20 protein-coding genes are annotated in these 23,081 nt (G+C 72.8%); 13 read left to right on the top strand and 7 right to left on the bottom strand.

The window, feature by feature from the left end; all coding sequences use genetic code 11:
• Window positions 1–70: 70 nt before the first annotated feature.
• The 4 genes from NZH93_RS04685 to NZH93_RS04670 all read left to right on the top strand — a co-directional run bounded on the left by NZH93_RS04685 (window position 71) and on the right by NZH93_RS04670 (window position 4,662).
• Window positions 71–1,744, top strand: coding sequence for a bifunctional 3'-5' exonuclease/DNA polymerase (locus tag NZH93_RS04685; protein ID WP_259621653.1), 1,674 nt, complete (start codon window positions 71–73; stop codon window positions 1,742–1,744).
• Between the two features lie 90 nt (window positions 1,745–1,834).
• Entirely contained in the window at window positions 1,835–3,232 is a 1,398-nt protein-coding gene (locus NZH93_RS04680; protein WP_259621652.1) for a carbohydrate-binding protein, read from the top strand.
• Window positions 3,233–3,295: 63 nt separating this feature from the next.
• On the top strand, window positions 3,296–3,985 hold the full coding sequence (locus tag NZH93_RS04675) for a carbon-nitrogen hydrolase family protein (protein WP_259621651.1): 690 nt from the start codon (window positions 3,296–3,298) through the stop codon (window positions 3,983–3,985).
• Window positions 3,982–4,662, top strand: coding sequence for a helix-turn-helix domain-containing protein (locus tag NZH93_RS04670; RefSeq protein ID WP_259621650.1), 681 nt, complete (start codon window positions 3,982–3,984; stop codon window positions 4,660–4,662). The genes NZH93_RS04675 and NZH93_RS04670 overlap by 4 nt, the downstream gene beginning before the upstream one ends.
• Here the strand turns inward: NZH93_RS04670 and NZH93_RS04665 are convergent.
• From NZH93_RS04665 to NZH93_RS49560, 5 genes are all read right to left on the bottom strand, one after another.
• Complete coding sequence (locus NZH93_RS04665; protein ID WP_259621649.1) at window positions 4,648–5,526, bottom strand: hypothetical protein; 879 nt, start codon at window positions 5,524–5,526, stop codon at window positions 4,648–4,650. The two genes, NZH93_RS04670 and NZH93_RS04665, sit on opposite strands and share 15 nt — an antisense overlap.
• 51 nt (window positions 5,527–5,577) lie before the next feature.
• Window positions 5,578–6,738: a lactate 2-monooxygenase gene (locus tag NZH93_RS04660; protein WP_259621648.1), complete on the bottom strand. Its 1,161-nt coding sequence runs from the start codon at window positions 6,736–6,738 to the stop codon at window positions 5,578–5,580.
• 81 nt (window positions 6,739–6,819) lie between these two features.
• On the bottom strand, window positions 6,820–9,108 hold the full coding sequence (gene secD / locus NZH93_RS04655) for a protein translocase subunit SecD (RefSeq protein ID WP_259621647.1): 2,289 nt from the start codon (window positions 9,106–9,108) through the stop codon (window positions 6,820–6,822).
• A 40-nt stretch (window positions 9,109–9,148) separates the two neighbouring features.
• Window positions 9,149–9,478 (bottom strand): hypothetical protein, encoded by a 330-nt coding sequence (locus NZH93_RS04650; protein ID WP_259621646.1) that lies wholly within the window; start codon window positions 9,476–9,478, stop codon window positions 9,149–9,151.
• Between the two features lie 54 nt (window positions 9,479–9,532).
• Window positions 9,533–10,534 carry a tetratricopeptide repeat protein gene (locus NZH93_RS49560; RefSeq protein ID WP_276022783.1) on the bottom strand — a complete coding sequence of 334 codons (1,002 nt, stop codon included), beginning with the start codon at window positions 10,532–10,534 and terminating at the stop codon, window positions 9,533–9,535.
• A 474-nt stretch (window positions 10,535–11,008) separates the two neighbouring features.
• Here NZH93_RS49560 and NZH93_RS04640 point away from each other — a divergent pair, with 474 nt between their 5' ends.
• Genes NZH93_RS04640 through NZH93_RS04620 form a run of 5 tightly spaced genes read left to right on the top strand, consistent with a single transcriptional unit; the run spans window position 11,009 to window position 16,427 of the window.
• Complete coding sequence (locus NZH93_RS04640; protein ID WP_259621645.1) at window positions 11,009–11,212, top strand: hypothetical protein; 204 nt, start codon at window positions 11,009–11,011, stop codon at window positions 11,210–11,212.
• Window positions 11,209–11,703, top strand: a complete 495-nt coding sequence (locus NZH93_RS04635) for a GNAT family N-acetyltransferase (protein ID WP_259621644.1) — start codon at window positions 11,209–11,211, stop codon at window positions 11,701–11,703. The genes NZH93_RS04640 and NZH93_RS04635 overlap by 4 nt, the downstream gene beginning before the upstream one ends.
• 52 nt (window positions 11,704–11,755) lie before the next feature.
• Window positions 11,756–13,603 carry an SDR family oxidoreductase gene (locus NZH93_RS04630; RefSeq protein ID WP_259621643.1) on the top strand — a complete coding sequence of 616 codons (1,848 nt, stop codon included), beginning with the start codon at window positions 11,756–11,758 and terminating at the stop codon, window positions 13,601–13,603.
• On the top strand, window positions 13,600–15,147 hold the full coding sequence (locus tag NZH93_RS04625) for an AMP-binding protein (RefSeq protein WP_308214163.1): 1,548 nt from the start codon (window positions 13,600–13,602) through the stop codon (window positions 15,145–15,147). Before NZH93_RS04630 ends, NZH93_RS04625 begins: the two co-directional genes overlap by 4 nt.
• A 17-nt stretch (window positions 15,148–15,164) precedes the next feature.
• Entirely contained in the window at window positions 15,165–16,427 is a 1,263-nt protein-coding gene (locus NZH93_RS04620; RefSeq protein ID WP_259621642.1) for a helix-turn-helix transcriptional regulator, read from the top strand.
• 235 nt (window positions 16,428–16,662) lie between these two features.
• Here NZH93_RS04620 and NZH93_RS04615 read toward each other — a convergent pair whose 3' ends face one another.
• Window positions 16,663–17,874, bottom strand: a complete 1,212-nt coding sequence (locus NZH93_RS04615; protein WP_259621641.1) for a helix-turn-helix domain-containing protein — start codon at window positions 17,872–17,874, stop codon at window positions 16,663–16,665.
• A gap of 72 nt (window positions 17,875–17,946) precedes the next feature.
• Here NZH93_RS04615 and NZH93_RS04610 point away from each other — a divergent pair, with 72 nt between their 5' ends.
• The 4 genes from NZH93_RS04610 to NZH93_RS04595 all read left to right on the top strand — a co-directional run bounded on the left by NZH93_RS04610 (window position 17,947) and on the right by NZH93_RS04595 (window position 21,585).
• Window positions 17,947–18,096, top strand: coding sequence for a hypothetical protein (locus NZH93_RS04610; RefSeq protein WP_259621640.1), 150 nt, complete (start codon window positions 17,947–17,949; stop codon window positions 18,094–18,096).
• Window positions 18,097–18,152: 56 nt separating this feature from the next.
• Window positions 18,153–18,650 (top strand): PH domain-containing protein, encoded by a 498-nt coding sequence (locus NZH93_RS04605; protein WP_259621639.1) that lies wholly within the window; start codon window positions 18,153–18,155, stop codon window positions 18,648–18,650.
• Window positions 18,647–20,176, top strand: a complete 1,530-nt coding sequence (locus NZH93_RS04600) for a PH domain-containing protein (protein ID WP_308214162.1) — start codon at window positions 18,647–18,649, stop codon at window positions 20,174–20,176. The genes NZH93_RS04605 and NZH93_RS04600 overlap by 4 nt, the downstream gene beginning before the upstream one ends.
• Window positions 20,177–20,271: 95 nt before the next feature.
• The gene (locus NZH93_RS04595; RefSeq protein WP_259621638.1) at window positions 20,272–21,585 is read left to right on the top strand and encodes an MFS transporter; all 1,314 of its coding nucleotides are present in this window, start codon (window positions 20,272–20,274) and stop codon (window positions 21,583–21,585) included.
• On the opposite strand, the gene NZH93_RS04590 is transcribed toward NZH93_RS04595, so the two are convergent.
• The gene (locus NZH93_RS04590; protein ID WP_259621637.1) at window positions 21,517–23,040 is read right to left on the bottom strand and encodes a helicase HerA-like domain-containing protein; all 1,524 of its coding nucleotides are present in this window, start codon (window positions 23,038–23,040) and stop codon (window positions 21,517–21,519) included. The genes NZH93_RS04595 and NZH93_RS04590 overlap by 69 nt on opposite strands.
• Window positions 23,041–23,081 lie beyond the last annotated feature (41 nt).

The raw sequence follows: 23,081 nt of genomic DNA, 5'->3' as shown, positions 1-23,081 counted from the left end.
TGGCGGCCGAGCCGCCGTCTCCGGAGGAGCGGCCATGTTTCTGTCGGACCTGTGACGCACAATCACGGTTGTGCTGGTCGCGGTGGTGTCCGAAGGCGAGAACAGCGGCAGGTTCCAGCCGTTGTCGGACTCCGGCGTGCCCGAAGGGCCTGTTCAGGCCGCTGACGACCTGAGCAGAGCCGTCGCGGAGATGGAGGCGGCGTTCCGCCCGCGGTGGATCTGGGCCCACACCACCGAGGTGTACCCGGACCTGCTGGCACGGGGTGTCCGGGTGGAACGCTGCCTCGACCTGTGGCTGGTCGAGGGCCTGCTGCTGGCCTACCAGGGCAGGCACCGGGAGCCCCGGCACTTCGCGGCGGCGGTGGCGCGGCTCAGGGGTCTGCCCGTCCCCGAGGACCACGGGCCGCGCAAGAAGGACTCGCAGCCGACCCTGTTCGAACCCGAGCAGGAACGGCTGCCCGGCGACGCCGACCCGCTGGAAGCCGTCGTCGCCGTCCACGCGGAACAGCAGCGGACCCTCGCGGCGCTGGGGCACGCGGACCGGCTCCGGCTGCTGGTCGCCGCCGAGTCGGCCAGCGCGCTGGCGGCGGCGGAGATGACGCACTTCGGTCTGCCGTGGAGGGTGGACGTCCACCAGGACCTGCTGGAGGAGATGCTCGGTCCCAGGCCGCGTCCGGGGGCCAAGCCGCGCAAGCTGGCCGACCTGAGCGACCGGATCTCACTGGCGTTCCACGGGAAGCCGATCAACCCGGACAACCCGGCGAGCATCGTGAAGGCGTTCGGGCGGGAGGGCATCGACGTCCCGTCGGCGCGCGCGTGGGTGATCAGGGAGGTCGACCACCCCGCGGTCGAGCCGATCATGGAGTACAAGGAGCTGTCGCGGCTCTACGTGGCGCACGGGTGGTCGTGGATCGAGCAGTGGGTCGCGGACGGGCGGTTCCGGCCGGACTACGTGGTCGGCGGCGTGGTGTCGGGGCGGTGGGCGACGAACGGCGGCGCGGCGCTGCAACTCCCCCGCACGCTGCGCACCGCGGTTCGCGCCGATCCCGGCTGGCTGCTGGTGGCCGCGGACGCGGCGCAACTGGAGCCGCGGGTGCTGGCGGCGCTGTCGAACGACCGCGAGCTGGCCGAGGTGGCGGGCGACGACGACCTGTACACGAACCTGGCCGGGGACGCGTTCGACGGCGACCGGGGTCGGGCCAAGATCGCGATGCTGTCGGCGATGTACGGGGGCACGAGCGGCGAGGCCGTGCCCGCGCTGGCCGTGCTGCGCCGCCGGTTCCCGGTCGCGGTCGGGTACGTCGAGGCGGCGGCGCAGGCGGGCGAGCAGGGCCGGATGGTGCGGTCCAGGCTGGGGCGGACGAGTCCCACGCCGTCGGAGGCGTGGCACGACATCACCGGGAACACCGACGGTGGCGAGGACGCCCAGCGGAGGTCGCGGCGGGCCGCGCGGGACTGGGGCAGGTTCACCCGCAACTTCGTCGTCCAGGCGAGCGCGGCGGACTGGACGGCGGCGCTGCTGGGGGCGTTGCGGCGGCGGTTGCACCAGCGGGCTCCGGGCGCTCACCTGGTGTTCTTCGTGCACGACGAGGTGCTGGTGCACTGCCCGGCCGAGGTGGCGGAGGTGGTGCGCGAGGAGATCACGGCGGCGGGCGCGGAGGCGTCGCGGCTGGTGTTCGGTGACACGCCCGTCCGGTTCCCGCTCAAGGCCGTCGCGATCAGCAGCTACGCGGACGCCAAGTAGGTGTTGGGCCGTTCGGCTGCTTGCCCGGTCCGGGTGAGAGCGCTCTCATGGTGACCAGCACCACCCGAGTGACAAGGAGGTCACCCGCGCATGGAGCTCATCACCGGTCGCAGACGTCGACTCCTCGCAGCCGCCGCCGCGCTGCTCGCCGCCATCCCGATCACGCTGGTCGCCACGGCCAACGCGTCCATCCCCACGCCCCCGGCAGGCTGGACCCTGGCCTGGGGCGACGACTTCAACGGCACCAGCGGCTCCCCGCCCTCGTCGGCGAACTGGATCGTCGACCTCGGCCACGCCTACCCCGGCGGCCCGGCCAACTGGGGCACCGGTGAGGTCCAGAACTACACCAACAGCCCCAACAACCTGAAGCTCGACGGCGCCGGGAACCTGCGCATCACCGCCCTGCGCGACGGCTCCAACAACTGGACGTCGGCCCGCATCGAGACGCAGCGCGCGAACTTCCGGCCACCGTCCGGCGGCAAGGTCGCCATGGAAGCCCGCATCCAGATGCCGAACGTCACGGGCAACGCCGCACTCGGCTACTGGCCCGCGTTCTGGGCGCTGGGAGCGCCGTACCGCGGCAACTACTGGAACTGGCCCGGCATCGGCGAGTTCGACATCATGGAGAACGTCAACGGGATCAACTCCGTCTGGGGCGTCCTGCACTGCGGCGTGAACCCCGGCGGGCCGTGCAACGAGACCACCGGCATCGGCGCGAACCGGGCGTGCCCCGGATCGAGCTGCCAGTCCGCGTTCCACACCTACCGGTTCGAGTGGGACCAGAGCACCAGCCCGCAGGCGTTCCGCTGGTACGTCGACGGCCAGCAGTTCCACAGCGTCACGCAGAACCAGCTACCCGCGGACACGTGGGCGAACATGACCAACCACGCGGGCTACTTCATCCTGCTGAACCTGGCCATCGGCGGCGCGTTCCCCGACGCGCTCGCGGGCCCGACGCCCACGGCCGCGACGGTCCCCGGCCACTCGATGGTCGTCGACTACGTCGCCGTCTACACCGCGGGCGGCGGCACGACACCTCCGACCACCACGACGACGACCCCGCCGGGCGGCAGCGGTTTCGACGCCTACAGCCAGATGCAGGCCGAGAGCGCGACCTCCCGCAGCGGCGGCACGATCGAGACGACCTCGGACACCGGCGGCGGCCAGGACGTCGGCCAGCTCGCCAACGGCGGTTCGCTGCGCTTCTCCGGCGTCCGCTTCGGCGGCACCACGGCCACGCAGTTCACCGCCAGGGTGGCGTCCGGGGCCGGTGCCGGGATCAGCGGACTGGTCGAGGCGCGGATCGACAGCCCGACCGGCGCGGTCGTGGGCAGCTTCGCGGTCGCCAACACCGGCGGCTGGCAGAGCTGGCGCACGGTCCCGGCGAACATGTCCGGGGTGACCGGCACGCACGACGTCTACGTCACCTTCACCAGCGGCCAGCCCTCGCCGTACGTGAGCGTGAACTGGGTGCGCTTCGGCACCTGACGGGAGCGGGTGGCGGGCCGTCGTCGCGTGCGGCCCGCCACCCGCCACCGCTACCGTGGCGGCATGCGCGTAGCGGCGATCCAGACCACCCCGATCGCGCTCGACGTCGAGCGCAACGCCGTCGAGCACGCGCGGCTGATCTCCGAGGCGGCCTCGGACGTGTGCGTGTTCCCCGAGCTGTCCCTCACCGGGTACGAGCTGGACCCGCTGTCCCCGATCACCGAGGAGGACGGTCGGCTCGACCCGATCCGCCAGGTGTGCCGCACCGACGAGGTGTACGCGCTCATCGGCGCTCCCCTGTCCACACCGGACGGTCCGCTGGTGGCGACGCTCGTCGTCGGGCCGACCGGGGAGGTGCTGGGCCACTACGGGAAGAAGCACCTGCACGGCGTCGAGAACGAGCTGTTCGTCGCCGGTGACCACCACCTGGTGCTGGAGGTCGACGACTGGCGGTTCGGCGTCGCCGTCTGCTACGACGCGGCCGTGCCGGAGCACGCGGAGGCCGTGCGCGAGGGCGGCGCGGACGTGTACCTGGTGAGCGCCCTGTTCGAGGAGGGCACCGAGCAGCGGCTGGTCGACCAGGCGACCGCTGCGGCCGGGCTGGGCATGTGGGTCGTCCTCGCCCAGTACACCGGCCGCACCGGCGGCTACGACGCGTTCGGCGGCAGCGGGGTGTGGCGGCCCGGTGGCGGGGTCGAAGCGCGGCTCGGTCGCGAACCGGGCATCGCGAGAGCGACCCTGGTCCGCCCGTGAGCTACGAGGAACGGCCCGCGCTCGGCGGCCTCGGACTGGCCTGGACGAAGACGTCGTCCGGGGCGGGGCCCAGCCGAGTCGTACCGGATGGCTGCACGGACATCATCTGGTCGCGCGACGCGAACGAGCTGTTCGTCGCCGGGCCGGACACCTGCGCGAAGGTGGGCGCGGGGTCGTCGAGCACCCTGTTCGCCGTGCGCTTCAAGCCCGGTGTCGGTCCGGCCGCGTTCGGCGTGCCCGCGCACGTGCTGCGCGACCTGCGGGTGCCGCTCGCCGACCTGTGGCCGAGCGCCGACCGCCTGGTCGACGAGCTGAACGCCGCGACCGACCCGTGCGCCGTGCTGGTGGACGCCGCGGGGCGCAGGCTCCGCGAGACGCCGCCGGATCCGGCGCTGGGCGCCGTCGTGGCGGCCGTGCGGGACCACCGCGTGCCCGAGGTGGCGGACCGGCTCGGCATCGGCGCCCGGCAGTTGCACCGGCGGTCGCTGGCGGCGTTCGGCTACGGCCCGAAGGTGTTGGCGCGGGTGCTGCGCTTCGACCGCGCGATGGGCCTGGCGTGGGCCGGGGTGCCGTTCGCCGAGATCGCCCACCGCGCGGGCTACGCCGACCAGGCCCACCTCTCGCGCGAGGTGAAGGACCTGGCGGGCGTGCCGCTGGGCGTGCTACTCGGCCGGTAGCCGCCCGTAGGCCTTCAGCAGCACCAGGTTCTCGATCGTCACGATCGGGCCCCACTCGTACTTCGTGCCCGGCGTCCAGCTCGGCCAGGCGAACGTCCAGCCGCCGTCGTCCTGCTGCCCGGCGGCGACCTCGTCCAGCGCGCGGTCGAATTCGGCGTCGCTGAACCACTTCCGGGCGAGGGAGGACGGTTCGGGCGCGTAGTCGGTCGGCTGGTGCACCTCACCGGCCGAGTAGCCCTCGACGGCCTCGATCGGCTCGCCGAGGTCGACCAGCCGCTGGTCGCGGACCAGCCCGCCGACGCGGGCCATCTGCGCTTCGGCCCGCTCGCGGTCCGGGACGTGGTCGAGGAACCGGGCGGCGGCGTTCGCCTCGTACGGGTGGGTCTTGGTGAGCGCCTCGATCCGGTCCCAGCAGAACCCGGTGGCGGCGGTGAGCCACGGGTGGTCGACCTCGTTCTTGTGCAGCAGGCCGGAGATGAGCGCGGTCGGCAGCAGCGAACCGGCGTCCTCGATGGCCCACCACGGCGAGTGCGGGTGGTGCTCGGAAGCCTTGACGCCGGTCGGCACCCCGCCGTCCGGGAACGTCACCGTCGTCAGGTAGTCGCACGCGTCCAGCGCGTGCTGGGAGCCACCGAGCCCGAGTTCGTCGAGCCTGCTCAACGCGCTGAACACGTGCAGCGGCTGGCTGTTCGGCCCACGCCCGTCGGGTTCGAGCGCGTGGCCGAACCCGCCGTCGGCGTTGCGGTAGGCCAGCAGGGCGTGCAGCACCGGCTCGACGGGACCGCCGTCGAACAGGAACTCGAACCGCCGCTGCTCCAGGACGCGGGCGTGGTGCCAGAGGAAGGACCGGGCTTCTTCGATCATGCGAGCCACCCTAGGCACGGCACCACGCCGCGGTCTTGCAGGAATCGGACGTCAGCGCCTGGCCCGCAGCGCGTCCCGGTTCAGCTCCGCCGGGCTGCGGTGCCCGGACAGGCCGAGGGTGAGGTCGAAGTCGGCGAGCAGGCTGCGGAGCACGTGCCGGACGCCGACCTGGCCGCCGTGCGCGAGGCCGTAGGCGAACGGCCTGCCGACGAGCACGGCCTTCGCCCCGAGCGCGACGGCCTTCACGATGTCCGCACCCGTCCGGATGCCGGAGTCGAACAGCACGTCGACCTGCTCACCCACCGCGTCGGCGATCTCGGGCAGTACTTCGAGCGACGCGACCGCGCCGTCGACCTGCCTGCCACCGTGGTTCGACACGACGATGCCCTCCACGCCCGCGTCGACGGCCTTGCGCGCGTCGTCGACGTGCTGGATGCCCTTGAGCAGGATCGGCCCGTCCCAGTTCTCCCGCAGGAACGCCACCTGGTCCCACGACTTGTCGGTGCCGGTGAACAGGTGCACCCAGCGCAGGATCGCCATCGGCAGGTCGTCCTCCGGCGACTTCTCCAGTCCCGCGCGGAACGCCGGGTCGGTGAACGGGATCGCGGTGCCGACCGCGCGCAGGAACGGCAGGTAGGCGCGGTCCAGGTCGTGCGGGCGCCACGCGAGCGTCCACGTGTCCAGGGTGACGACGAGCGCCGTGTACCCGGCCTTCTTGGCGCGGTCGAGGATGCTCAGGCACACCTCGGGGTCGTTCGGCCAGTAGAGCTGGAACCAGCGCGGCGAGTCGCCGCCCGCCTCGGCGACGTCCTCCAGCGAGTGCGACGCCGCGGTCGACAGGATCATCGGCACCCCCAGCTCGGCGGCGGCGCGGGCGGTCGCCAGCTCGCCGTCCGGGTGCAGGATCGACTGCACGCCAACGGGTGCTAGCAGTACCGGAGCGGGCATCGCCGTGCCGAGCACGGTCGTGCCGAGGTGGCGGGTCGTCGCGTCGGTCAGCATCCGCGGCACGATCCGCCAGTCGTCGAACGCCTCCCGGTTCGCCGCCGCCGTCGCCCCGGACCCCGCGGCACCCGCCACGTACCAGAACGGGCCAGGTCCCAGCCGTTCACGCGCGGAGGCCTCCAGCCCGTCGGGGTCCGTCGTGAACGGCGGCACGCCGCCCGAGAGGCCCTGGAGGTAGATCTCGTTCTGATACCCGGCGAAGGTCATCCCGGAAGTCTGCTACCGAGCCCGCGACACGTCCACCTGGGCGGGACCGGCCGCACGGGATCCCGTGCGGCCGGCCGGCCGTCAGACGACCGCGCCGTGACCGGAGCGGACCTTCGGCTTGGCGCGCTTGGGCGCGCCGCGCTTCGTGCCGGGGTACTTCCCCTCCAGGACGATCGCTACGGGCGCGGCGGTCAGCACGGTCGACGCCGTGCCCGCGACCAGGCCGATGAGCAGCGCGGTCGCGAAGTCGGCCAGCGACCCGTCACCGAGCACCAGCAGCGCGGCGAGCACGAACAGCACGCCGATGCCGGTGTTCACCGTGCGCGGCACGGTTTGCAGGACCGCCGAGCTGACGACCTCCGCGTACGGCCGTTTCCCGCGCGACCGCGCGAGTTCCCGGACCCGGTCGAACACCACCACCGAGTCGTTGACCGAGTAGCCGATCACGGTCAGCAGCGCCGCGAGGAACACGCCGTCGGCGGTCTTGCCGAGCCAGGCGAACAGGCCGACCAGCACGACGACGTCGGTGACCAGCGCGACGACCGTGGCGACACCGAGCCGCCAGTCGAACCGGACCGCCAGGTAGCCGAGCTGCGCCGCGACGGCGATGGCCAGCGCGATCAGGGCGTTGCGCCGCAGCTCCGAGCCGAGGCTGGGGCCGATCAGCTCGTTGCCGACCTGCTCCGCGCCGCCGGTCGCGCCCGCCACGACGGTGCCGAGCCGCGCGGACGTGGCCTCGTCGATCGGGCCGACCCGCACGGACACGCCGGTCTCGCCGGACGTGGCCACGACGGCGTCGGAGAAGCCCGCGTCGGCGAGCGCCGCGCGCACCCGGCCGGGGTCGACGGCCTGCGCGGCGGTGTAGTCGAGCATCCGGCCGCCGGTGAACTCGACGCCGAGGTCGAGACCCCGGAAGGCCAGTCCGGACAGGCACAGCACGGCCACGGCGACCGCGGCGAGCAGCCAGCGGACGGGACGGCGGAAGAGCTGCCCGCCCCGCTCGACCAGCCAGGACCGCACCCGGCCCAGCGTGTGCAGACCGCTCAGCCACGGCCTGCGTTCGACGAAACGGCTGCCCAGCACCAGTTCCAGCAGCACCCGGCTAAGCACCAGGGCGCTGAACATCGACGCCAGCACACCGATCGACAGCGTGACGCCGAAGCCCTTGACCGGCCCGGTCGCCACCCAGAACAGCAGCCCGGCCGCCAGCAGCGTGGTGATGTTCGAGTCGGCGACCGCGCTCAACGCGCCGCGGAACCCGCCCTGGACGGACTTCAGCAGCCGTCCGCTCCGGGGTCCCTTGGCCGCGTACTCCTCGCGGGCCCGTTCGAACACCAGGACGTTCGCGTCGACCGCCATGCCGATCGCCAGCACGAACCCGGCCAGGCCGGGCAACGTCAGCGTCGCGCCGATGGCGAGCAGCGCCGCGTAGGCGACGGCCGCGTACCCGACGAGCGCGGCCACCGCGAGCAGGCCCGCGAGCCGGTAGACGACGATCAGGAACAGGCCGGTCAGCGAGATGCCGATGATCGCGGCCCACGAGCTGGCCTCGATGGCCTCCGCGCCGAGGGTCGCGCCGACCGTGCGCTGCTCGATCACCTCCACCGGGACCGGCAGTGCGCCGGACCGGACGACCAGCGCCAGTTCGGAGGCCTCGGCCTGACTGAACGAGCCGGTGATCTGCGTCGTGCCGCCCATGATGCCGGTGCCGCACGGGACGTCCGTGCCGACCTGCGGGGACGACACGACCTTGTTGTCCAGCACGAACGCGATCTGCCGGGTCGGGGCGCCCGGTGCTTCGCACGCGGCTTGCGCGGTGATCCGCTGCCAGGTGCTCGGTCCGTTGCCGCCGAAGTCGATCGAGACCTCGTGGCCCGCGCCGCGCTGGCTCGCGGACGACTGGGCGCCCTTGATCTCCTCGCCGGTCATGACGGCGGGGCCGAGGAGCAGCGGGACGCCTTCCGGGCTGGGCAGCGCGATCTGGTTCTCGGCGGCTTGCTGGCCCGCGCCGACGACCGGGTGCACGGCGAGCTGCGCCGTGCGGCCCAGGACCTCGAGGGCTTCGGCGGGGTCCTGCACACCCGGCAGCTCGACGAGGATCCGGCGTTCACCGGACCTCGCCAGGACGGGTTCGGCGACACCGAGTTCGTCGACGCGCCGGCGGAGGACCTCCATGGAGCGGTCCGTGGCCTCGCCGTCGGCCTTCGTGGTGGGTGAGTCCTTCGTCTCCAGGACGATCTGGGTCCCGCCCCGGAGGTCGAGGCCGAGTTGGGGCTGGCTGGTGAGCAGCAGGAAAGCGGACGCGGCGAGAACGCCGAGGGACAGGAGTCCTCGGACGAGCGGTTCTCGCCGCGCTGGGGTGCGCGGCATGGGGTTGTTGCCTTCCGGGCAGGAGCGGGTGTGGGCTCTGCTACACGGAGGTCGCCGGCGGGGCGCGGTCGCCCAGCGGGGTGCTGCTGATGGTCTCCGGGGCGCGGTGGACGCGCTGGGCGACGTCGATCAGGACGCGCAGCCGGATCGGGCGGGCGCGGTGGGTGAGGTCCACCGGGGCGTGGCCGATGAAACCCTGCTGCTGGATGTTCGTCGGGTTCGACCTGGTGGTCGAGGTGGGCAGGTGGACGGCCTGGACCAGGGCCGTCACGGCGGCCGTGTGCTGGTCCGGCTGGTCGGACTGGGGCAGGGCGACCACGGCGAAACCGGCGATCAACGCCAGGACCGCCAACAGCGCGCGCCTCGTCATGACCCTCCCCTCCGGTGGTCCAGGCTACAGAGGTGCTGGTGGGGGTGGCCGCCGCTAGCGGTGGTGGCCGCCCAGCACGACGACGCCGCCGCCGATCAGCGCGGTGATCCAGGCGATGACGACCGGCTGGAGCGTCGTGGCGCCGAAGGCGACGGCGATCGTCCAGCCGACCAGCAGCAGCGTCGAGACGGCGAACAGGCCGAGCACGAAGGCGAGTTTCGGGCGGTGACGCGGTAGGTGCAGGACCGCCCGCCGGTTGCCCTTGCCCGCGAACAGCACGGTCTTGCCGATGAGGCCCGCCGCCACTACCACCAGCAGGGCCGAGAACCAGCCGAGCAGGGGTGAGGGGCTGGGCATGCCCGACAGGAGCAGCAGCAGTTCACCGCCCACCAGCACCGCAGCCACACGGGTCAGCGCCTGCCAGCCGGAGGTCTGCACGGCGGCCAGCGCGTCCGGGGTGGGCGGGGCCGTGCCGGGCCGCGGGGCCTTCCTGCGCTGCTGCGCGGTGGCGAGGTTGGCGCGGACGTCCTGGTCGGTCGGGTCGAGCTTCAGCGCCGCCCGGTACGCCCACTCGGCGGTGCCCCAGTCGCGGGCGCGGAGGGCGGCGTCACCCAGGACCTGGAAGGCGCGGGCTTCGGTGGGGGCCAGGCCGGTGGCGTGCTTGGCGACCCGCACGGCTTCGGCGCGGGTCTCGGGGGCGACCGCCAGCACCTCCGACAGCACGACCTGGCACCGCCAGTCCGCCGGTTTGCGGCGCACCGACTCGCGGGCGGCCACGACGGCTTCGGCCTGCCTGCCCAGTTCGCTGAGCGAGAGCGCCGCCAGGCGCTGGGCCCAGGACTGGTCGCCGTCCAGGACCAGGGCGCGCTTGGCCGCGACCAGGGCCGGGTCGGGTTCGCCCGCGTCCAGGTGGGCGGCAGCCAGGCGGCACCACGCCTCGGCGTGGTGGGGGTGCGCCGCCACCGCGGGCCGCAGCAGGTCGATCGCCTGGCGCGGCCTGCCGGAGGCGGTGAACTCGGCGGCCCGCACCAGTACCGCGGTGATCGGCTCGGACATCACACCTCCCGGATCGCCGACCAGTGTGACAGCGCCGCTCCACCCCCACGTTCGGGTGACGGGCGGAAAGCGTTCGAACGAGAGTGAACAAAAGCGCACAGTGACCCGATGAATGGCCTTTCGGAGCGGTAATTCACGACACAACTACCCTGAGTCATCCGATGATCGATGTGAGACGGTCGCGGTCGGAATATCCGCCTTTTGCTCACCCGGAATACACCGAACGGCCTAGCTGAAGACCGATCAGTCCGAAGAAATGGTCACAATCTGTTGCGATTTTGGCACTTTTCCACCATCCAGGTGACTCAGCGAGAGCTACGTGCGACGCTGTCTGAGCTCGGCACGGTTGCCGACCGGGTAGCGCGAACAATTCCGTCCGCGTCCCGTCACGCCACCAATCCGCGTGCGTCTCACCCCCGCGAGCGCACGGATTGGTCCGAGCACCCGTGACGAGATATCAGGAGGTTGGGGGCCGTGAGCACTGGCAAGGAATGGCAGATCACCTGCCGCGACATCGCATCCCGCAGACGCGACATGACCGTGTTCGTCAGCCAGGGGCATGTGGTGGTGACCGTGCCGCCCGGCGAGGCGGCCGTGCTGACCCCGCTGGAGGTCGGACGACTGCGCGCCGCGCTGCGCGACGCCGTGGTCAACGCCTCCGGCGCGCCGGAGGCGTGATCGTCCGTCCCGGCGGTCCTCCGGACGTCGGCGTCGTGCTCGGCCTGCTCGACGAGGCCGTGCGCTGGCTGATGTCCCGCGGGCGGACCGGGCAGTGGGGTTCCGAGCCGTTCTCGACCAACCCGAAGCGGGTCGAGGCGCTCGAGGCCTGGACGGACGACCTGCACCTCGCCGAGGTGGACGGTGAGGTCGTCGGCGCGCTGGCGATCGGGCCCGCGCCGGAGTACGCGCCGCCCGCCGTCGGGCCGGAGGTGTACGTGACCGCGCTGGTCGGCAGCCGTCGCGGCCCCGGCGCGGGACGGCTGCTGCTGGAGCACGCGCGCGCCCAGGCGGTGAGCCGGGGCGTGGACCGGATGCGGGTCGACTGCTACGCGGGCGGTGGTGGCGCGCTGGTCGCGTACTACGTCTCCAGGGGCTTCACGCCGACCGCGACGTTCACCGTGGAGGGCGACTGGCCTGGTCAGGTGCTGGAGATGCCGCTGCGGGGGTGAAATCCGGCCCAACTCTTCCTACTCGCGGGTAGGTAGTGCGAGTATCGGACTCGTGACCACCTACTTCGTGACCGGAGCGACGGGTTTCCTCGGTCGGCGGCTCGTCGCGGCGCTGCTGGCGCGCGCCGCGTGCGAACAGGTGTTCGCGCTGGTCAGACCGCACTCGGTGGGCAAGCTGCCCGAGCACCCGAAGCTGACCGAGGTCGTCGGCGACCTGACCGGGCCGATCGACGGGCCGCGGGTCGACCACGTGGTGCACCTCGGCGCGCTCTACGACCTCACGGCGTCGCTGGAGGACCACACGGCGGCCAACGTGGACGGCACGCGCGCGGTCGTGGAGTTCGCCGCGCGGACCGGCGCGGGCCTGCTGCACCACGTGTCGTCGATCGCCGTGGCCGGTGACCACCGCGGCCGCTTCACCGAGGCCGACTTCGACCTCGGCCAGGGCTTCGGCTCGCCGTACCACTCGACGAAGTTCGAGGCCGAGAAGATCGTCCGCGAGCAGGCCGTGCCGTGGCGCGTCTACCGGCCCGGCGCCGTGGTGGGCGACTCCCGGACCGGCGAGATCGACAAGGTCGACGGCCCGTACTACTTCTTCTCCGCGCTCGCCGCCGTCGCGCACGTCCCGTCGTGGCTCCCGCTGGTCGGCCCGAACGGGGGCGCGACGAACCTGGTCCCGGTCGACTTCGTCGTCACCGCGCTCGACCGGCTGATCCACGCCGACGTCGAGCCCGGCAGCACCTTCCACCTCACGGCGCCGAGACCGCAGCCCCTCTCCGAGGTCTACAACGCGCTGGCACGGGCCGCGCACGCGCCGCGGATCGCGTTCACGGCGCCGCTCCCGCTGCCGACGAGGACCGGCGCGGTCGGCACCGCCGTGCTCGCCGAACTGGGCGTCCCGGCCGCCGTCCTGCCCCACCTGACCACGTCCGCGGACTTCGACTCGACCGCGACCCGCGCGGTCACCGGCCTGGAACCGCCCGCGTTCGACACCTACGCGAAAGCCCTGTGGCGCTACTGGCTGCGGCACCTCGACCCCGACCGCGCGGCCGGCGGTCCGGCGCTGGCCGGACGGACAGTGCTGATCACCGGGGCATCGTCGGGCATCGGGCGGGCAACCGCGCTGGCCGTCGCCCGGCGCGGCGCGATCCCCCTGCTGGTGGCCCGGCGCGCGGACGAGTTGGCGAAGGCCGTCGCCGAGATCCACGCGGCGGGCGGCAAGGCGTTCGCCTACCCGTGCGACCTCACCGACGGCGACGCGGTGGACGCGCTCGTGAAGCAGGTGCTCGCCGAGCACGAGGGCGTCGACGTGCTGGTGAACAACGCGGGCAAGTCGATCCGCCGCTCGGTGCTGCGGTCCGTCGACCGGCTGCACGACTACGAGCGCACGATGGCGTTGAACTACTTCGCGCCGCTGCGGCTCATCCTCGGGCTGCTGCCGCACCTGACCGAACGGCGCGGCGGGCACGTCGTGAACGTGTCCACGATGGGCGTCCAGGTCCACACCCCGCGCTTCTCCGCGTACCTCGGGTCGAAGGCGGCGCTCGACGAGGTCTGCCGGGTCGCCGGGGCCGAGACGATCGCCGACGGCGTCACCTTCACGTCGGTGCGGATGCCGCTGGTGCGCACGCCGATGATCGGCCCCACCAAGGCGTACGACGCGCTGCCCGCGCTGACGCCGGAGAAGGCGGCCGACCTGGTCGTGCGGGCGATCGTGGAGAAGCCGGATGAGGTCAACCCGCCGTTCGGCGTGGTCGCGGACCTCGCCCGCCGGGTGGCCCCGAGGACGACGAGGGCGTTGGCGCACCTGGCCTACCGGGTCTTCCCGGACGACTCGACCCCTCCGCTCGCGTCGGTCGCCGCGGGGGTCACCCGCCTGGTGCTGAGGGGTCTGCGGTGAAGCCGGTGCGGGACCTGGTCACGCTGGTGCGGGCGGGCGTCGTGCGGCCGATGCGCCCGGACCGGCTGGTCGGCGTGCTGGCGGGGTACGTGCACTGGGACATCACGGTGGCGTGGGGCTACGCGATGGGCGCGGCCCGGCACCCGGACCGGCCCGCGATCGTCGACGACGACGGGGTGCTGACGTTCGCCCAAGTGGACCGGCGCACCACCAGGCTGGCCAACGGCCTCGTCGGACGCGGGGTGCGGGCGGGCGGCAAGGTCGCCGTGCTGTGCCGCAACCACCGGGGTTTCGTGGAGACCATGGTGGCGTGCGCCAAGATCGGCGCGCACGCCGTGCTGCTCAACACCGGTCTGAGCGCGAGCCAGCTCGCGACCGTGCTGCGCGAGCAGGAGGTGGCGGTCGTGGTGGCGGACGAGGAGTTCACCGACCTGCCGCCGGACGTGCAGCGGGTCACCGACGTGGCCGAGCTGATCTCCGAGGGCGCGGCGACCCCGCTGCCCAGGAGGCCGCCGCGCGGCAGGCTCATCGTGCTCACCTCCGGCACGACCGGCGCGCCGAAGGGCGCTCGCCGTCCGGAGCCCGCGGGCCTCTCCCCCGCCGCCGCGCTGCTGTCGCGGATCCCGTTGAGGGAAGGGGAAACCATCGCCGTGCCCGCCCCGCTGTTCCACACGTGGGGGTTGGCGGCGTTCCAGATCGGCCTGGTCCTCGGCGCGACCCTGGTGCTGAGGCGCAAGTTCGAGCCTGAGGTCCTGCTGGCCGACGTGCGCGAGCGGGGGTGCGGCGCGGTGTTCGTCGTTCCCGTGATGCTGCAACGGGTCCTGGAGCTGGCGGACCGGGACGTGCCGAGCCTGCGGGTGATCGCGTCGAGCGGGTCCGCGCTGCCGCCGCCGGTGGCGACGAGGTGCCTGCGCGAGTTCGGCCCGGTGCTCTACAACCTGTACGGCTCGACCGAGGTGTCGTGGGTCAGCATCGCGACCCCGGCCGAGCTGGCGGAGCACCCGTCGACGGTCGGGCGGCCACCGCGCGGCACCCGGCTGGCGATCCTCGACGAGCACGGGGCACCGGTGCCGCCCGGCGGCACCGGGCGGATCTTCGTCGCCAACGAGATGCTGTTCGACGGCTACACCAACGGGATGGGCAAGGAGGTGCGCGACGGGCTCATGTCCACCGGGGACGTCGGGTACCGCGACGGGACCGGTCTGCTGTTCGTGGCGGGCCGGGACGACGAGATGATCGTGTCCGGCGGCGAGAACGTCTACCCGGCGGAGGTGGAGGCGCTGCTCGCCGGTCTGGACCAGGTTCGGGAGGCCGCCGTCGTGGGGGTGCCGGACGAGGAGTTCGGCCAGCGGCTGGCGGCGTACGTCGTGTGCGACCGGCCGGGAGTGCTGGACCCCGAAGCCGTGCGCGACCACGTTCGGACGCACCTGGCCAGGTTCTCCGTGCCGCGCGACGTGGTCTTCCTGGACGCGCTGCCGCGCAACGCGACCGGCAAGGTGCTGAAGCGGGACCTGCCTCCGTATCCTGTCCGAGGCGAAACCTGAGCTGTATTGGCGGGCGGATGACGATTCCTTTGCCTCGCACGGAAGAGGCGGGCGATCCACGGGTGAACGCCTCGGTGAACCTCCGGGAGGCGCGCATCGCGCTCGACGAGGACCGGTCGGGCGACGCCGTGGAGTTCGCGGAGAAAGCGCTTGCCGCCTACGCCTGGCTGGAGGACGCCGAGGGCGTCGCGGAGAGCGTGCTCGCCCAGTCCGTCGCGCTGGGCCAGCGCGGTCTGCTGGCCGAGGCGCTGGACACCATCGACCACGTGCAGGGGATCGCCGTGGCGAACCGGCACGTGCGGCTCCAGTCCCGCTGCGGGCTGTCGCGGGCGCTGGTGGAGCTGCGGCTGGACTCGTCCGAACGGTCGCTGCGCTCGCTGGCGCGGGCGCTCGGGCTGGCCGAGGTGGGCGGCGACCCCGAACTGATCGGCACCATCCTGTTCGAGCAGGCCAAGGTGCTGCGCGGTCCCGGCGCGCACGAGCGGGAGCTGCGGCGTGCCGAAGCCCTGTGCGCGCACGTCCGGGACCGCTGGAAGCAGGTCGACGACGGTGTGCGGCTGGCACGCGTGACGGTGCTGCTCGCCCACGTGCGACTGGACCTGGGCGAGGTCGAGCGCGCCCACCGGTCGTGCCGCCGGGCGGAGGAGTTGCTCGCCGGGCACGACCGGCCCGCGCTGCGCGCCGAGCTGCTGCTGGCGCAGGCCAGGGTCAGCGGCGCCCGCGACCGGGTCGGCGAGCAGATCGCCCGGCTGCACCGCGCCGCCGAACTGGCCGTGGGCGGCCTGGCGCGCGGGGTGGCCGTCCGGGCGCACGACGCGCTGAGCGCGGCCTACGAACGGGCGGGCCAGCTCGGGCCCGCGCTGCGGCACGCCCGCGCGCAACTGGAGCAGCACCGGCTGCGGGAGCAGCAGGACGGCCGGGAGCTGCTGCGGCTGCGGGACCACGACCTGACGGCCGGGCTGGCCGGGCTCAGCTTCGCGCCGAACGGCCCGAAACCGTTGCGCCCCACCACCGCGACGGCCGAGCGGACCAACAGCCGGATCGCGCGGGCGTTGCGCGCGGGGCTGACCCGGCGCGGCATCGAGGTGCTGCAACTGGTCGTGGCGGGGGCGAACACCAACACCATCGCGGGGCGGCTCGACCTGTCGCCGAAGACCATCCAGAACCACCTCCAGCGGATCTACCGCACGCTCGGCGTGCACGGCCGGGCGGGCGCCGTGGTGTGGTGGATAGACCTCGACCCGGACGCCGTCGACCCGCAGCCGGAGCCGGTGGGTTGACCGGCGGATGACAACGCCGGGTCATCGCGGCGGCCCCGTCGCCCGGACAGCGGCTTGTACCCGACGACCCGATTAACGGTGTTGGGTCATTTGCCTATCGAAGTGCGGCATAACTGGGTGATGAAAAGCATGACTCCCATGTGTCATGCTCCGGTCGGACGTGCGCGGGGCGCGTCCGGAAGAGCTGAGCGGCGGTGCGGCGATGCTGGAGCGCGGAACTGTGCGCGGAGCGGCGTCAGTGCTGCCGCAGCGCCACCCGTGCGACGTCCCGCCAGAGCACCGGGTCGACCGCCTCGGGCGCGACGTCGTCCAGCAGCCCGACCAGCAGTGCCCGAGCGTCCCGGCAGGCGTCGTCGGACTCGTCCGCGACCCGCACCAGCAGCAGCGCGCAGCGCAGCCGGTCCTCCTGGCCGAGGCCGCCGATGTCCAGCGCCTGCCTGGCGAACCGCTCGCAGCCGTCCAGTTCCCCGTGGCGCAGCAGGACCTCGGCCCGCAGCGCCTTCGCCTGCGCGGTCACCTCGCACGACCTGCCGAACGGCGTGGCCTCGACCTCGTCCAGCCCCGCCGCGATCCGGTCCAGGTCCGGGTCCTCCGCGCGCAGGCCGATGGCGGCCCACGCCAGCCGGACGCGGCAGCGGAAGTCGTGGTCCCCGGTGAACGTCCCGGCCAGCTCGTGGGCGCGGTCCATGCACCGGGCCGCGGCGGCGCGGTCGCCGAGCCGGTCGAACACCCGCGCGCGCACCCACCAGGACGAGATGAGCAGCCGGTCGCAGCCCAGGTCGCGGACCTCGTCACCGAGCCGGTCCGCCACGGCCTCCGCCTCGGAGGTCCGTCCCGCCGCGACCAGTTCCGAGCACAGCGCGATCAGCGCGCGAACCCGCACCCTGGCGACCTGGTCGCCACCGCCCCGTCCGGTGAGGTCGAGCGCGAGCCGCGCGGCGCGCACGGCGTCGTTCGGCCTGCCCAGCACGCGGAACGCGGCGGCGCGCTGGATCTCCACCAGCGCGTCCACGGCCGGGCCCGGCGACCAGCCCGTCCGGAGCAGGTCCGCGACGCGCAGCAGCGCCGCCCCGTCGTCCAGCCTCGACTGCACCATGACGCGGGTCCACTGCACGCACCAGCCGAACACCTCGCCGCCGGTGCGCGGGCCGAGCAGGGCCAACAGGTCGACGGCCCGGTCGACGTCGCCGTCGTGGTAGGCGATCAGGGCTTCGCACCAGGCGAGTGCCAGGTCCTGCGCGACCTCGGTCCGGTCGCCGACCAGTTCGCTCGGGTCGACCTCCAGCAGGGCGGCCAACTTCCGCACCACCTGGGACGACGGTGTGCGGTGGCCGGATTCCAGCCGGGACACGTAGCTCATCGACACACCGGGGCAGGCGAGGTCCTTCTGCGCCAAGCCGCGCCGCTGCCTCGTGGCGCGCAGCCGCGCCCCGAATCCCGTACCCACGTGCGTTCGCGGGCCCGCGCTCGCGCCTTCGCGTTCTTCCAAAAGCCGCTGCCAATCGAACGGAGCTCGATGATGGTTGTGAACTCTATCCGCCGGATCTTGGTCGCGGTGGTGCTCTGCCTGGGTATCACCGGTGGTTTCGGCGTCGGCCTCGCCCAGGCCGACGTGCACGTCACGACCGAACCCGGTGAGGTGTTCACCCCGCCGTACCAGGCGAACTGACGCACGACCTCAAGGCCGGGCCAGTGCGGGGTCCGGTCTTGAGGCAGAGTGGTGTCGTGACCACTGAGCAGGTGAGGCTGCGTGCGCCGCGGCACCAGGTAAGCCGGAAGTCGATCACGCTTTGGACCCTGCACGCCGTGATCGGCTGGACGGTCGTGCTGGTGCCGCAGCTCGTCGTGCTGCTGTTCGTGGACTCGCCGCCGCCGTGGCAGCTCACGGCCGCGGTCGTGACCGGCGTGCTGGCGGTCGCGCACACCGTCGTCATGCCCCGCTGGCGGTTCCGGGTGCACCGCTGGGAGGCCACGCCGGTCGCGGTGTACACGCTGACCGGCTGGCTGAGCCAGGAGTGGCGCATCGCACCGGTCTCGCGGATCCAGACCGTGGACACGAAACGCGGTCCGCTGCAACAACTCCTGGGGTTGTCGACGGTGACCGTGACGACCGCGTCGGCCGCCGGTCCGGTGCAGATCGAGGGGCTCGACCACGAGTCCGCGGTGCGGTTGGCCGACGAGCTGACCACCACCACGGACGCGACCCCCGGAGACGCCACGTGACCGCGCCGGAGTTCCCGAGCGCGCCCGAACTCGTGGAGGCCTCGCCCGCGCTGGAGTGGCACCGGCTCGACCTGCGGATGCTGGTGGTGCGGCCGCTCAACGAGCTGCTCGGCCTGGTCCCCGTGCTGGTCGGCCTGATCGTGCTCGGCGGCGGCGACAAGTGGCGGATCGGGATGAGCGTGGGCGTCATCGTCCTCGTGGTCCTGTTCGGCCTGCTGAGCTGGTTCACCACCCGCTACCGGATCACCGACGAGCAGGTGGAGCTGCACACGGGTCTGCTGGTGCGCAAGCGGTTGGCCGTGCCGAGGGAGCGCATCCGGACCGTCGACCTGACGGCGAAGCTGGGCCACCGGCTGTTCGGGCTGTCCGCGATCCGGGTCGGCACCGGCCAGCACGAGAAGGCGGGCGAGAACGGCGGCGTGACGCTCGACGCCGTGTCGTCGCAGGAAGCCGAGCGGCTGCGCCAACTCCTGCTCGACCGGGCGCGGGTCGTCGTCGTGTCGACGGACGCCGACGCGCCCCCGCACGAGGCGAGCAAACCGCTGGCGAAGCTGGACCCGAAGTGGCTGCGCTTCGCCCCGCTGACGCTGTCGGGCCTGGTCGCCGTCGGTGGCACGTTCGGCGTGCTGATGAACTACGCACAGGAGCTGGACCTGCGGCGGTCGGCGTTCTCGGGCCTGCACGACGTGGTCGAGTGGGTCACGAACGCGCCGCTCGCGCTGACCATCGCGGTGCTGCTCGGCGTGGTGCTGGTGCTGGCCGTGATCGCGTCGCTGCTGGTGTACGTCGTGCAGTTCTGGGGTTACCGGCTCACGCGCGAGGCCGACGGCACGCTGCGGGTGCGGCGCGGGCTGCTGACCACGCGCTCGGTGTCCGTGGACGAGGACCGGCTGCGCGGCGTCGAGGTGCAGGAGCCGTTGCTGCTGCGGCTGGGCCGCGGCGCGCGGACCACCGCCGTGGCGACGGGGCTCGGCACCAAGGGCGAGAGCAGCCTGCTGCTGCCCCCGGCCCCGGTCGCCGAGGCGCACCGGGTCGCGCACGAGGTGCTGCGCGAGTCGGAGTCCCCGACCGGTTCGACGTTGCGGCGGCACCCGCTGGTGGCGCTGCGGCGGCGGGTCGTGCGCGCCGTGCTGCCGGTGCTGCTGCTCGCCGGGGTGCTCGCGTACTTCGCGCCCGCGTGGGCCTGGCAGGCCGCGCTGGCGCTGCTGCCGTTCGCGGTGCTGATGGGCTGGGACCGGTACCGGGCGCTCGGCCACGCGCTGACCGACCGCTACCTCGTCACGCGCAGCGGGTCGGCGCTGCGGGAAACCGTTGCGCTGCAACGCGGCGGCATCATCGGCTGGCGGGTGTCGCGGTCGTTCTTCCAGCGCAGGGCCGGGTTGGCGACGGTGTCGGCGACGACGGCGGCGGGTGACGGCGTCTACCACGTGATCGACGTCGACGAGGAGACCGGGCTGCTGCTGGCCGACGCGGCCGTGCCGGACCTGCTGCGGCCGTTCCTGGAACGCGTGGACCGCCCTTCGTGACACCTCCGGGCGGCTCCGGGCCGGAGGACGTGATTCCGGCCATGCCCGCCGCCCAGCCACTGGCCACAGACGTCGGATGGGCGGATGCTCGCCCGGTGAAGCAGAGCGAGGCCCGCACGGGCCGCACCCTCCACTGGGCCTGGGTGGTGGCCGCGGTGGCGTTCATCGCGCTCATCGGCGCGGCCGGGTTCCGTTCGGCTCCCGGCGCGCTGATCGAGCCGTTGCAGCGGGAGTTCGGCTGGTCGCGGGCGACGATCTCGTTCGCGGTGTCGGTCAACCTGCTCCTCTTCGGCCTCACCGCCCCGTTCGCCGCCGCGCTGATGAACCGCTTCGGCGTGCGCCGGGTGGTCAGCCTCGCGCTGCTGCTGGTCTCGGTCGGCAGCGGTCTGACGGTGTTCATGACGGCGAGCTGGCAGTTGGTGCTGTTGTGGGGCGTGCTGGTCGGTTTGGGCACCGGGTCGATGGCGCTCGCGTTCGTCGCGACCATCACCGGCCGCTGGTTCGTCAAGCACCGCGGCCTGGTGACCGGCGTGCTCACCGCGGGCGGCGCCACCGGTCAACTGGTGTTCCTGCCGGTGATCGCCGGACTCGCCGAGTCCTCGGGCTGGCGCGCCTCGTCGCTGGTCATCGCCGGTGCGGCGCTGCTCGTCGTGCCGCTGGCGTACTTCCTGCTCCGGGAGCACCCGGCCGACCTGGGGCTGCCGCTGTACGGCGGCACCGAGGTCGTGACTCCCCCGGTCGCCACCGGCGGCGCGGCGCGCAACGCGGTCAACGCCCTGCGGACGGCCGCGCGCACGCGGTCGTTCTGGTACCTGGCGGTCGGGTTCGCCATCTGCGGGATGACCACGAACGGGCTCGTGGGCACGCACTTCATCCCGGCCGCGCACGACCACGGCATGCCGTCCACGACGGCCGCGGGCCTGCTGGCGCTGGTCGGGCTGTTCGACATCGTCGGCACGATCTTCTCCGGCTGGCTGACCGACAAGGTCGACTCGCGGGTCCTGCTGGCCGTCTACTACCTGCTGCGCGGCGTCTCGCTCCTGCTGCTGACGCAGCTCTTCGCCAGTTCCGTGCACCCGAGCATGCTGGTGTTCATCATCTTCTACGGCCTGGACTGGGTCGCGACCGTGCCGCCGACCGTCGCGCTGTGCCGGGAGATCTTCGGCGAGGCCGGTCCGGTCGTGTTCGGCTGGGTGTTCGCGTCGCACCAGATCGGCGCGGCCATCGCGGCCACGGCCGCCGGTCTGGCGCGCGACCACTTCGGGGACTACGCGCTGACGTTCTTCGTGGCGGGTGGGCTGAGCATCGGGGCGGCGCTGCTGTCGCTGCGGATCAAGCGGTCACCTGCGCTTCCGCGCGGTGCCGAAGAGGCCGCGGGTGATCTCGCGGCCGATGGCGCTGGCCGCTGACCGCAGGAACGACTTCACGGCGGAGTTCCCGAGCACCTTCTCCACCAGACCGGGGTCCTGGCGCTCCTTCTCCTCCGGTTCGGGCCGCCCCTCCTCGGCCCGCGGCACGACCTTCGCGGTCAGCTTCTCGTAGGCGGACTCGCGGTCGATCGTCTCGGCGTACTTGCCGTGCAGGTCGGACGAGGCCGCGGCCTGCCTGATCGCGTCCTGCCCGATGGTGTCCATGAGCGACCGGGGCGCGCGCAGCCTGGTCCACGCGACCGGCGTCGGCGTGCCCTTCTCGCTGAGCACGGTCACGATCGCCTCGCCGGTGCCCAGCGACGTCAGCGCCTTCTCCAGGTCGTAGTGCGTCGACGTCGGATAGGTCTTCACCGTGCGGGACAAGGCTTTCTGGTCGTCCGGGGTGAACGCGCGCAACGCGTGCTGCACGCGGGCGCCGAGCTGCGAGAGCACGTCGTTCGGGATGTCCGTCGGGAGCTGCGTGCAGAAGAAGACGCCGACGCCCTTGGACCGGATCAGCTTCACGGTCTGGGTGATCTGCTCCAGGAACGCCTTCGACGCGTCGGCGAACAGCAGGTGCGCCTCGTCGAAGAAGAAGACCAGCTTCGGCTGGTCCAGGTCGCCCTCCTCCGGCAGCTCCTGGAACAGCTCGGCCAGCAGCCACATCAGGAACGTGGAGAACAGGGCCGGTTTCGACTGGAGCTCGGCCAGCTCGAGGAGCGTGATCACGCCCTTGCCGTCGACCTGGCGCATGAGGTCGGCCGGGTCCAGCTCGGGCTCGCCGAAGAACGTGTCGCCGCCCTGGGCTTCGAGGTTGACCAGCGACCGCAGGATCACCCCCGCCGTCGCGGACGACACGCCGCCGATGCCCTTCAGGTCCGCCTTGCCCTCCTCGCTCGTGAGGTGGTTGATCACCGAGCGGAGGTCCTTGGTGTCCAGCAGCGCCAGACCGCGGGTGTCGGCCCAGTGGAAGATCAGCCCGAGCGTCGACTCCTGCGTGTCGTTGAGCCCCAACACCTTCGACAGCAGGATCGGGCCGAAGCTGGTGATCGTCGCGCGCACCGGGACACCCGCGCCGCCCGTGCCGAGCGACAGGAACCGCACCGGGTGCGCCCGCGGCTCCCAGTCGTCACCCGTCTCCGCGGCCCGGCTGGTGATCCGGTCGTTGCCGGAGCCCGCCTGCGACAGTCCGGAAAGGTCACCCTTCACGTCCGCCATCACGACGGGCACGCCGGCGGCGGACAACTGCTCCGCGATCAACTGGAGGGTCTTCGTCTTGCCGGTGCCGGTCGCGCCCGCGACGAGCCCGTGCCGGTTCATCATCGCGAGCGGCAGCCGCACGTGCGCGGTGGGCTCGACAGCGCCGTCCACCAGGACCGCACCGAGTTCGACCGCCGGACCGGCCGACGCGTACCCGGCCGCGATCTCGGCCGCCGCGGACTGCTGCTGAGTCATTCGCACCAGCGTAATGAGGTCGCGGGGACGCGCCACTCGAA

The organism is Umezawaea endophytica, from assembly GCF_025061645.1.
In the GTDB taxonomy this organism is placed as follows: domain Bacteria; phylum Actinomycetota; class Actinomycetes; order Mycobacteriales; family Pseudonocardiaceae; genus Umezawaea; species Umezawaea endophytica.
Note: the sequence above shows the minus strand (reverse complement) of the source record. Positions and strands in the feature narration are given on the sequence as shown.

Coding starts and splice junctions, on each gene's coding strand:
- NZH93_RS04620 (WP_259621642.1), top strand. CDS start 15,165: ATGACGATTCCTTTGCCTCGCACGGAAGAGGCGGGCGATCCACGGGTG.
- NZH93_RS04650 (WP_259621646.1), bottom strand. CDS start 9,478: ATGACGAGGCGCGCGCTGTTGGCGGTCCTGGCGTTGATCGCCGGTTTC.
- NZH93_RS04675 (WP_259621651.1), top strand. CDS start 3,296: ATGCGCGTAGCGGCGATCCAGACCACCCCGATCGCGCTCGACGTCGAG.
- NZH93_RS04610 (WP_259621640.1), top strand. CDS start 17,947: ATGGTTGTGAACTCTATCCGCCGGATCTTGGTCGCGGTGGTGCTCTGC.
- NZH93_RS04665 (WP_259621649.1), bottom strand. CDS start 5,526: ATGATCGAAGAAGCCCGGTCCTTCCTCTGGCACCACGCCCGCGTCCTG.
- NZH93_RS04660 (WP_259621648.1), bottom strand. CDS start 6,738: ATGACCTTCGCCGGGTATCAGAACGAGATCTACCTCCAGGGCCTCTCG.
- NZH93_RS04680 (WP_259621652.1), top strand. CDS start 1,835: ATGGAGCTCATCACCGGTCGCAGACGTCGACTCCTCGCAGCCGCCGCC.
- NZH93_RS49560 (WP_276022783.1), bottom strand. CDS start 10,534: ATGTCCGAGCCGATCACCGCGGTACTGGTGCGGGCCGCCGAGTTCACC.
- NZH93_RS04590 (WP_259621637.1), bottom strand. CDS start 23,040: ATGACTCAGCAGCAGTCCGCGGCGGCCGAGATCGCGGCCGGGTACGCG.
- secD (WP_259621647.1), bottom strand. CDS start 9,108: ATGCCGCGCACCCCAGCGCGGCGAGAACCGCTCGTCCGAGGACTCCTG.